This is a genomic window from Clostridium sp. CX1, from assembly GCF_025398335.1.
Classification (GTDB): domain Bacteria; phylum Bacillota; class Clostridia; order Clostridiales; family Clostridiaceae; genus Clostridium_AM; species Clostridium_AM tanneri.
The window spans coordinates 39,668-49,421 of the sequence record NZ_JAODOO010000021.1 but is presented as its reverse complement, the minus strand read 5'-3'; the positions used below and the strand labels follow the sequence as shown (position 1 = coordinate 49,421).

General features: G+C 33.5%; 10 protein-coding genes. 2 read left to right on the top strand and 8 right to left on the bottom strand.

The window, feature by feature from the left end:
- Positions 1–99 precede the first annotated feature (99 nt).
- From N4T77_RS18070 to N4T77_RS18045, 6 genes are all read right to left on the bottom strand, one after another.
- Positions 100–849 (bottom strand): N-acetyltransferase, encoded by a 750-nt coding sequence (locus N4T77_RS18070; protein WP_261673258.1) that lies wholly within the window; start codon positions 847–849, stop codon positions 100–102.
- Positions 850–1,130: 281 nt separating this feature from the next.
- Positions 1,131–1,517, bottom strand: coding sequence for a VOC family protein (locus tag N4T77_RS18065; protein WP_261673257.1), 387 nt, complete (start codon positions 1,515–1,517; stop codon positions 1,131–1,133).
- 214 nt (positions 1,518–1,731) lie between these two features.
- Positions 1,732–2,067, bottom strand: coding sequence for a hypothetical protein (locus N4T77_RS18060; protein WP_261673256.1), 336 nt, complete (start codon positions 2,065–2,067; stop codon positions 1,732–1,734).
- A gap of 308 nt (positions 2,068–2,375) precedes the next feature.
- On the bottom strand, positions 2,376–3,629 hold the full coding sequence (locus tag N4T77_RS18055; protein WP_261673255.1) for a 4Fe-4S dicluster domain-containing protein: 1,254 nt from the start codon (positions 3,627–3,629) through the stop codon (positions 2,376–2,378).
- Between the two features lie 180 nt (positions 3,630–3,809).
- Positions 3,810–4,598 (bottom strand): pseudouridine synthase, encoded by a 789-nt coding sequence (locus tag N4T77_RS18050; protein ID WP_261673254.1) that lies wholly within the window; start codon positions 4,596–4,598, stop codon positions 3,810–3,812.
- A gap of 279 nt (positions 4,599–4,877) precedes the next feature.
- Positions 4,878–5,666, bottom strand: coding sequence for an SDR family NAD(P)-dependent oxidoreductase (locus N4T77_RS18045; protein ID WP_261673251.1), 789 nt, complete (start codon positions 5,664–5,666; stop codon positions 4,878–4,880).
- Between the two features lie 193 nt (positions 5,667–5,859).
- Here N4T77_RS18045 and N4T77_RS18040 point away from each other — a divergent pair, with 193 nt between their 5' ends.
- Together N4T77_RS18040 and N4T77_RS18035 are read left to right on the top strand one after the other, a co-directional pair.
- The gene (locus N4T77_RS18040) at positions 5,860–6,579 is read left to right on the top strand and encodes a response regulator transcription factor (protein ID WP_261673250.1); all 720 of its coding nucleotides are present in this window, start codon (positions 5,860–5,862) and stop codon (positions 6,577–6,579) included.
- Between the two features lie 88 nt (positions 6,580–6,667).
- Entirely contained in the window at positions 6,668–7,279 is a 612-nt protein-coding gene (locus N4T77_RS18035) for a cupin domain-containing protein (RefSeq protein WP_396125158.1), read from the top strand.
- A 73-nt stretch (positions 7,280–7,352) separates the two neighbouring features.
- On the opposite strand, the gene N4T77_RS18030 is transcribed toward N4T77_RS18035, so the two are convergent.
- Positions 7,353–7,703, bottom strand: a complete 351-nt coding sequence (locus N4T77_RS18030) for a PqqD family protein (protein WP_261673248.1) — start codon at positions 7,701–7,703, stop codon at positions 7,353–7,355.
- Positions 7,693–9,612: an OPT family oligopeptide transporter gene (locus tag N4T77_RS18025; protein ID WP_261673247.1), complete on the bottom strand. Its 1,920-nt coding sequence runs from the start codon at positions 9,610–9,612 to the stop codon at positions 7,693–7,695. The genes N4T77_RS18030 and N4T77_RS18025 overlap by 11 nt, the downstream gene beginning before the upstream one ends.
- Positions 9,613–9,754: the final 142 nt, after the last annotated feature.

The following is a 9,754-nucleotide window of genomic DNA, read 5'->3' as shown; positions in this document are numbered from 1 at the left end:
ACTCTCCTATTGTAACTATATTTTCGCCTTTACATTCATAGGGTACTTCTTTTTAATAGATAGTCCTAATAATCAACGTGAAAAGCCAAAATTGTATTTTCATTTTTTAAGTATTCTCTTTAAGTAGGCGATATCTAACAAATTCACTGTCTCAAAATTCCCTTTATAAAACACACACCAGTTATTGAAAACACAAGGCAATTCCTTTGCTTTTTGTAGCGTATCCACTTGAATTAAAGATACAGGAACGTCCTTCATTTCACAATACTGTTTTATCATCTCAATGTTTTGATAGACATAGGGGCATTGCATATCATAATAAATTGTTAGTTTTTTGCTTTCAATTTCTTGATTCTTAACATTTTGTGCGAACTTTGGCATTGTTCCGTCAAAAGAAAGTGCAAGCAATTCATAACCATTATTGGTAGTATCAACAACCTCAAAGCCGAACTTCTTCGCAAATGATTGGTCTGAAAGCCAAGATTTTTGTTTCTTTGCTCCGAGCATACAAATGCCGGATTTACCCTTTTCTTTGGCATCAGCCAAACAATACTCCATCAGCAATTTCCCATACCCTTTTCCTTTGTGACTACCAGAAACCCATAAGCAATACACATAATAATAGTTGTCACCAATTATGGGAACCCAAGCAGTTTCAAGAGGAGCATATTCAATAAAAACCGTAGCTCTTGCATTTAACTTTCTAAAGACATGGCCTTCATTTAGTCGCTCTGAAAGCCATTGTCGCTTTGCGTCAATACCTTGATGGGGCTTTTTACTGCGTATAATACAGCATAAATGCTCATTAACAAGGTTTTCTGTTGTTAAGTTTACAAAATCAGTACACATATTTAAATTTTCCTCTCTTATAAATTCCTATTTATCTGTCAGTTTGAAAAATGACTAACTTGAATGATAATACAATTATGCTTTGATTATAGAATAATTATAACATATATGGAATGCATTACCACCACGTTTTAGCAAAATTACATTTGAGAGGAATTTCTACTCATCGCAATATTCAGTTTTTAAAGAACGTTTTAATTAATCTATTTAATTCGCATTTTTTTCATAATCCCTAACTATCCTAGCCCTAGGATAGTTAGGCAAAATAAGAAAACTACGTACTATTTAATTTCTGCAAAAATTTCATGTATATTTCCATCTGGGTCAGCAAATAGTGCTGTTCTTTGATTCCAAGGCATATCTTGTGGTTCATGAACAGAAGTTGCTCCCTTAGAGATTAATTCCTTAAATGATTCATCAACATCATTAGGATTTTCACATGGGAAAGCAAGTTCAAAGCCTTGTCCAAACGAATCTTTCCTATATTCGCTACTATACACATACATAACCTCTCTCATACAAATAGCAAACCTTACCCCATCGTTTTCAAACTCAACATAATTACCAAGGTCATTTTCAATTCTAAATCCGAGAACTTGATTATAGAAATTTTTCATTTTATCCATATCATTTGTCCAAATGGTAATAAGATTAATTTGTGCTTTCATCGTATATCTTTCCCCTTTCTTAATTTAAAATATAGTTCGCTTTATCTTACCTATTTTAACTTAACTAATGGTAATTATATCATATTTATAAAGTTTTATATGGTTATTTCTGTAATGAAAGTGAAATACCTTTACTTTTTTAACACTGTATTATTCAATTGCCAAAGAGCATTGTTCGTATTTTAATTTCCAATGATTGTGTCTTAAATAGTACCTATTCTTCTTCATAAAGTATATATTCTGAATGGTCTGGTATCATACATTTTTTAATCCAATCATCTAAATCTTTGTATAATTTTGTTCTTGGATATTTAGGATTTACCTTACCCATTTTAGAATTGGAGTATGTTAAGTGTACAGCTGCATAGTTAAACTTTGAATGGTAGACTCGAAATAAAACATCGTCACAATCATACCGTCTTCCTATCGCTGAAACCTTTTTTCCATACAAAACATGCAATATTCCAACTTCATTGCAAAGTTCTTTTTCAAAGTAATCTGGCCCTGTGCAGAGTGAACCCCAAGGTTCTAACCACTCAATTTTATCCATCATAAACTACTCCCTATATCAATAATTATTAATTCGTTATAGCTTATTGCTATAACTCTACATAAGAATAATACGGTGTCCGGATGAATTGTTCAGTTTTTCTATTTTGTCTTAATTTTTATATATATTTTCTTTATTACTACCAATAAGGCATAAATAATAAACACATTAGCAAATAGACCTAGTATATTAATCATCATTCCTTTATTTCCATTAAATAGATTGCTAAAGAGTTGAGAACTTCCTTTATTACCTTGATATATTGACCAATACTCACAGGTGACGTGATATACTAAATTTTATCCTTATTATTTTTTACTTAATAGTCTATCTAGATATACCGATTTCATCTGTTTGCTTGCCATAGCCCTCTTAATAGGTGGAAGTTTTAAAATAGCTGATAAAACTGCTGCCATAGCTCTGTGACTAAATAATGCCTTATTATCAAAAATTAGCTCTTGAAGCTGGCCTTTTTCAATAGCTTGCAGCACTATTCTGTGAGTTGTATTAGCAGGAGTTATTATTTCCTTTTCTCTATGTCTTAGATATATGCTTTTCTTATAGCAATTTCTAACACATATGCCGCAACCAAGGCATATTTTCTCATCAACTTTAGCTTTTTTAGATAGAGGATCAACCTTTATGGCCTCTATGGGGCATGCCTTTGAGCATTTACCACAGCCTACACAGCTGTCTTCTATAACCTTTGGAAGAAATGCAGTAGTCTGAATAGGATTTAAATACCCGAATTCTTTAATTGCCTGCATGCCTTCGCAGCAGCAACCGCAACAATTACAAAGAAATACTGACCCATCCCTAACATTTTCGCCGCATTGTACTAAATTATAATCATATGCCATATTCAATATTTCCAGACCTTCAGCTGCTTCTATAGCTCTGCCATAACCATGTTTACTTAGGGTATATGCACTATCTCCAAAGGTTAAACAAACATCCATGGGAGCACTACATGCTTTTTCTAAGTGCTTCATCTTATGTCTGCAAAAGCACATACTGGCAGTTATAAATTTAGCGTTTTTAATTACATTGCTGGCTCTATCATAATCCATTATCTCCAATTGATTCTGATTTGAAAGAATTCCTTCCTGTACAAAAACCTTTCCAAACCTTGTTTCAGTACTTAAAAATAGATCTTTAATAAAGTCCTCTTCTACGTTCAAATATTGAAAATAGAGTTCCGACAAAACCTTTTGGTCAATATCATCTCTAGTTCTCATAAGAGAAAATTCAAAAAAACCAATCATAGGCGGTGGAAGGCAGTACTCCTTTTTCCCGTCATAATCAACATCTAAAAGTATAGCTTTTGAAGCCAGCTTTTGAAGAATGTTTTCAGTTTGAACCTCATCCATTTTCCAAATATAACTTGCAGTTTTAACCGTAAATGGCTTAATAGGAAGCATTGCTACAAGTTCAGCTTCCTTTTCAGTAAAAAGCATACTTAATATTTTGTACAATGTTTTTGATGGAGGTGCCCCTTGCGGAAATCTATTAATACGCTCTTCTAATCTCCTGTAGGCTTCTTTATTTGAAATATGTGACATATTTTCACAGCCCTTCTCTAAATCATTACTATGTTATTTAGATTATTTTATCTGTATCATTTTTCTTATTGATATACCTGTTTGCCCATTAGTTTTGTTCACCTTTGTGCTCCAGTTTCCATAGTAATTATTATAGCACAATTTCAATTTCCTACTAAAATATAATATGAAAATTATGGCTTATTCACATTGTCCCAATAAATTTAGAATCTCTACTTCTGTTAAAGGTCGATACTGACCTTTCTCCAATGATTCATCTAGCAGCAACTCTCCAACTGAAACCCTTTTTAAATACACCACATAACAACCTACTGCCTTTAACATACGCTTTACTTGATGCTTACGTCCCTCTGAAATGGTAAGATATCCAGAAACAACTGGCTGATTATAATGATTTAAATCTATTTTGCATAATTCCTTAGCAGCGGTTTCATCTTTTAGATCTTTATATATTCCACAGCTTTCTACCTGAATTTTTGCTGGCTTTGTTGGCATTTCATCTTTTCCGATGTAAATTCCCTGCTCTAATTGCTTTTTGTCTTCTTCACTTAAAGAGCCTAAGGCCCAAAAAAAGTAGGTTTTTTCAACATGCTTTTCCGGATACATTAGCTTATGCTCAAAGGCACCGTCGTTGGTAAGCAATAATAATCCTTCTGTATCTTTGTCCAATCTTCCAACATGAAATACTCCCTTCATCTTAAGATCAGCAAAAAAATCAAAGACCGTTTTGTGAACTGCATCCTCTCTTGCAGTAATGCATCCAGCAGGTTTATTAAACATATAATACACTTTTCCAGTATACTCAACTACTTTTCCAAGGTACTCAATAACATCAGAGTTTTCTTTAATTTCTACTGCTGGTTCTGCTACTGCCTGTCCATTAACTTTAACCTTACCTTCTTTGATATAAATCCTAACTTCTTTTCTTCTTCCAATAGATGATTCTGCTAAAAATTTATCTAATCTCATGTTTTACTACTTCTCTTTCTTTGATAAATTAATCTACCTTTTCATTAGATTGATATTTTTAGGTTGCAATATAAAATGCTATATTCCTACCTATTATCTTCTCTTTATTTAATAGCCTTATTATAACACAAAGTCGAAACTTGTCTAATTCTCTTCCGGATGCTTATAAGATTACGACTATACTACAAACATTCTATTACTCTTTAATAAAAAAGCTAAAGTCAGTAGTTAACCGACTCTAGCTTTTTTCTATGTTTAAAGATAACCCTTAGAAGCTGATTAATCTCTTGTGGAATACTCAGAATATTGAGGAGTTCCTAAAGCATAACCACCAGCAACTTCATGGAGCATTCCTGTTACATATGAAGAATCATCACTAGCATAATATAGAACTGCATTTGCAATATCCTCGGGTCTTCCTACACGATTAAGAGGTACATGTCCCAAAAATGAATCTCTAAATTCATCACTCATATTCTCAAGAGCGGCCTTAGTTCCTATGAGACCTGGTAACACTGCATTACATCTTATATTTTTTCTAGCATACTGGAGGGCTATATTTTGAGTTAAGGAATTTATAGCTGCCTTTGATACACAGTAAGCTACCCTCGATAGGTCCGGAACTACTGAACCTATAGTTGATATATTAACTATACTTCCTCCTATTTTTTCCATGTGAGGGATTGCTGCTTTGCATGGTAAATATACACTTTGTACGTTATCTTTTAATATTTTGAAGAATTCATCACTGTCACCTTCAGTAACATTATGATCTAGCCTAACGTTGGTTGCACCATAGTTATTTATTAGTATATCTAATCTGCCTTCTGCTTCTACGACTTTATTTACCATTGTAGTGTAAGTCTCCTCTTCCCTAGCATTGAAGTAAACAAATTTGGCTATCCCACCTTTTTCATGTATATTCATGATTACTTCCTTTGCTAATTCTTCAGACCGAGCAGCTATATAGACTACGGCCCCTTCTCTGGCAAGTACCTCTGCTGATGCTAAACCTATTCCTTTTGTAGCTGCTGTTATGATAGCAACTTTATTTTCTAACTTTTTCATAATTATTACCTCCATAAAAATTAATTAAATTTATGATATATGATGATAAATTGCAAGTCATGATTATATAATACTGTGGCAGTTCTGTCATAACAAAGGAGCTATTGTGGCAATTTTGTGGCAAAGTATTAACATATAAGCTTTATTGTGTTATATTTTTATATATTTTACTACGGAAATGGAGTTGCTTGTTTTGAGTAAAACTATATATATAGCTGATGATGAAGAAAATATACTGGAGCTTATGAGTTCTCTTCTCAAGAAGGAGGGTTTTATAGTTAAAACTTTTAATAATGGTATAGACCTCCTTGACGAGTTTTACATAAGTCCCGCTAATTTAGTTATTCTAGATATAATAATGCCTGGAATGGATGGGCTTTCAATATGTGCTTTACTTAGAAAGCTTAGCAATGTTCCAATAATAATAGTATCTGCCCTTGATAGTGAAATAGATAAAGTGACTGGAATTACCTTAGGTTGTGACGATTATATTGCCAAGCCCTTTTCACCTCTTGAGCTTGTTGCAAGGGTAAAGGCCATATTTAGAAGAATCCAACTGGATCAAGAACCTCAAGTACTTTCCTTAGATTTAGTCTTCGGAGACATCACTATTAATGAGCAACAGAGAAGTGCTTCTATTAAAGGCAAAAAGGTTAATTTCACTCAAACGGAATTTTCTTTGATAACATATTTAATAAAGAATTCAAATCGAGCAGTTAGTAGAGAAGAATTATTAAGAAAAATATGGAATTTTAGATTAAAGGAATTAGATTCAAGAGCTACTGATGATGCTGTTAAACGACTTAGAAAAAAGCTAACCTCCTACAATTCTAATGTGGCTATTCAAACAGTACGAGGTTACGGATTTAGAATTTTTTGTGATGTTGATAAAAAAGAGAACTTAGAAGTATAGCCGCCCTGAAATGCAGCTAATAATTTTGCACCTTCTCTAAATATAGAGCATATGATGGTACTGTAAGTCTATGAAAGGAATGATCTATGTGAACAACTCTTATAATCCATGTCCCTGCTCTTACTGCATGGAATATCCATGCCCTTACTGGGTTAACACACCAAGGTATAACTCAGACTTTTCCGATCAATTTACTGATCAGTATCCACCTTTTACTGATGAAATGGAATATGAACCAACATCTGATTTTTCAGAACCACTAAGAGACAATCGTTTAATTCAATTGAAGGATTATGGACCAGAACCCTTTGTAGTTAACATTGATGAGGCTACTAAGCAAAACAATGCTTACCGTACCGCTTTATGGACGGGAAAACATTTGCAGCTTACCTTGATGAGTATTAAGCCTGGAGAAGACATAGGTTTGGAAATTCATCCTAACCTTGATCAGTTCATACGCATTGAAGAGGGTCAAGGAATTGTTAAAATGGGTAATAGGAAAGATAAATTGGACTTCCAACAAAAAGTCTATGATGATTTTGCCTTTATCATACCTGCCGGCACATGGCACAATCTCATAAACACAGGCAATAAACCAATTAAATTGTATTCTATTTATGCACCACCTCAACATCCACGTGGCACAGTTCAAAAAACTAAGGCAGCTGCACAAGCCGCTGAAGAGAAACACAATCGTTAATAAGTGTACTAGATTTATAGTACCAGTATGCTAAAAACAAAGATGGCACCTACAATGAGTGCCATCTTTTGTATTAGAAATTTGTTTTTTCTATGTAGTGACAATTAACGTTGATATGGTTTAAGAATAACAATAACCTTTCATAAAGTGGGTGAGCTTTCTCACCATACTTTGCCTCAAGATTTTCTCCTATATCTTTTACAGTTCTCTTGCCATCTATTTGTAAAAACACATAACTTCCATATTCGTCCAGAGTAATTTTTTTATATTCTGGAATTCTGAATTTAAGTTTTCTAAAGAAATTTTGTACCTTATGATCCTGTTTTTCAAGTATGGTCACAATATTATCTTTATCCACTTCATATTCCAAGTTATTAGAGATTTTAAATGTTATATTTAATACCTCTTCATTGCTATTTGGCATTTTTAACCTTACTGTTTGCTATTGGTATTGTAGTAACTATTACTAGAAGTATTAGTAATATAATTGCCATTCCATTAGAAGCAGTAAAGCCACTTGGTCCAGCTCCTTTTATAACACCTGACACTTGAAGTATTATACCAATAAGTCCTATTATAGAACCACCAGCAACAAGTCCAGAAGATAAGCTTATACCATTAGCAATCTTAACTTCTTTTTCTTGTTCGGATTTAGAAGCTCTTTCTACAAATAGACGAACTAATGCTCCTATTAATATTATAGAAGTTGTAGATATTGGTAAGTAGAAACCTATAGCAACTGTCATTACTGGAAGGTTTAATAAGAATAAAACAATTCCCATAACGATACCAACAATTATCATAACCCAAGGTAAGCTGCCTGACATTATACCGGCAGTTAATGTTGACATTAAGTTAGCCTGAGGTAATGCAAATGGAACGTTATCACCAGTCATTGAAAGTTGGCTTGAAAGTAATAATATAGTACCAACAACTACTGCAACACCAACCACACCAGCTATAGCAAAGTATTTTTGCATTTCGTTCTTGTCTCCACCTATTACAAAAGTAACTTTTTGTGATTGACAATATCCACCAGCCATGGCTATAGCAGTAACTATAAATGTACCAAATAGAAGTAGAGATCTGTTACTTTCAAGGTTTTTCCATCCCATTGCAACGAATAGTAATGTTACAACAACTATAGAAGCTATGGTCATACCAGATACAGGAAGGTTTGAAGTTCCTATAGTACCAGTTAAACGACCAGAAACTATAACAAATAGTAATGATAAGAATAATGATAAAATAGAAGCAGTAATTGCCATTAATATGTTACCGCCAGATATTAGGAAACCGCCTATGAAACCTACTACTATTCCACCAATTAATATTAAGTTTCCAGCAGATGAACTACCAGCACTATTGGAAGACTTAGCGTTAAGAGTTTCTTTTATAGAAGATATTATAGTAGGTATAAGCTTTATAGCACCTATTAAACCACCAGAAAGCATCATACCAGCGCCGATATATTTTACATAACTACCAGCTATGTTATTAACTTTCATAGCATTTATAGCAACACCAGGAGCATTCCATACTGTTGCTCCGTCATTTGCAAGAGTAGAGAAGTAACCTATCAAAGGCATGATACCAAAGTTAGATAATATGGAGCCAGCAAACATAGTTAAAGAAACATCTAAACCAACTATGAATCCTATACCTAATAATAGAGGATTAACCTCAACTTCAAATTTCCACTTGTAAAAGGATTCGTTTACATAGCTTATAACGTTATTAGCTACATTTAAGAATGAACCAGTTATAACAGTTATAATACCACCTATTCCAAATCCTATTCCCATGTACTTCATTGATTCTCCAGCACCTTCTGAAGCAACAAGTGTTTCAGATATAGCCATTGACTCAGGATACATTAATTTACCGTGTTCTTCAACTATTAGATAGTTGTAAACAAGAGAAGCTATTCCTATGCCGAATAGAACTCCACCTACACCAACAGCCAAACCTTCTAAGAAGGAAACTTTGGATCCTATTAAAAGAACTGCTGGTAAAACAAATATTATACCACTAGCAACTGATTCTCCACCACTTGACATACCTTGAAGTAGATTTTTGCCAAGAATACCTTTTTGCTTAGCAAATGCAGCTATAAAGGCAGAGCCTATTATAGAGCCAGGTATACCGGCAGCAACTGTAAGTCCTGATTTCATACCTGAATAGGCAGTTGATGCTGCGAATAAGGCAGCCAAAACAATACCTATTACTAATACTGCAACATTTCCACCGGATTTTGAACCACTGGAAATATAAGGGACATAGTTTTTACCAGCTATGCCACCATATGCATCTTTAGATAATTTTTTATCCATAAGACGTACCCCCTTTTTTGTTTTGTTTAACTATTATAACATAATTATGGTCAAAAAGGTATATTTTTCATTTTTTGCAGATGGTTTACATTCAAATCTCAATTTTAGGAATAAGAAAAATGATTGGACACATGCATCTTCT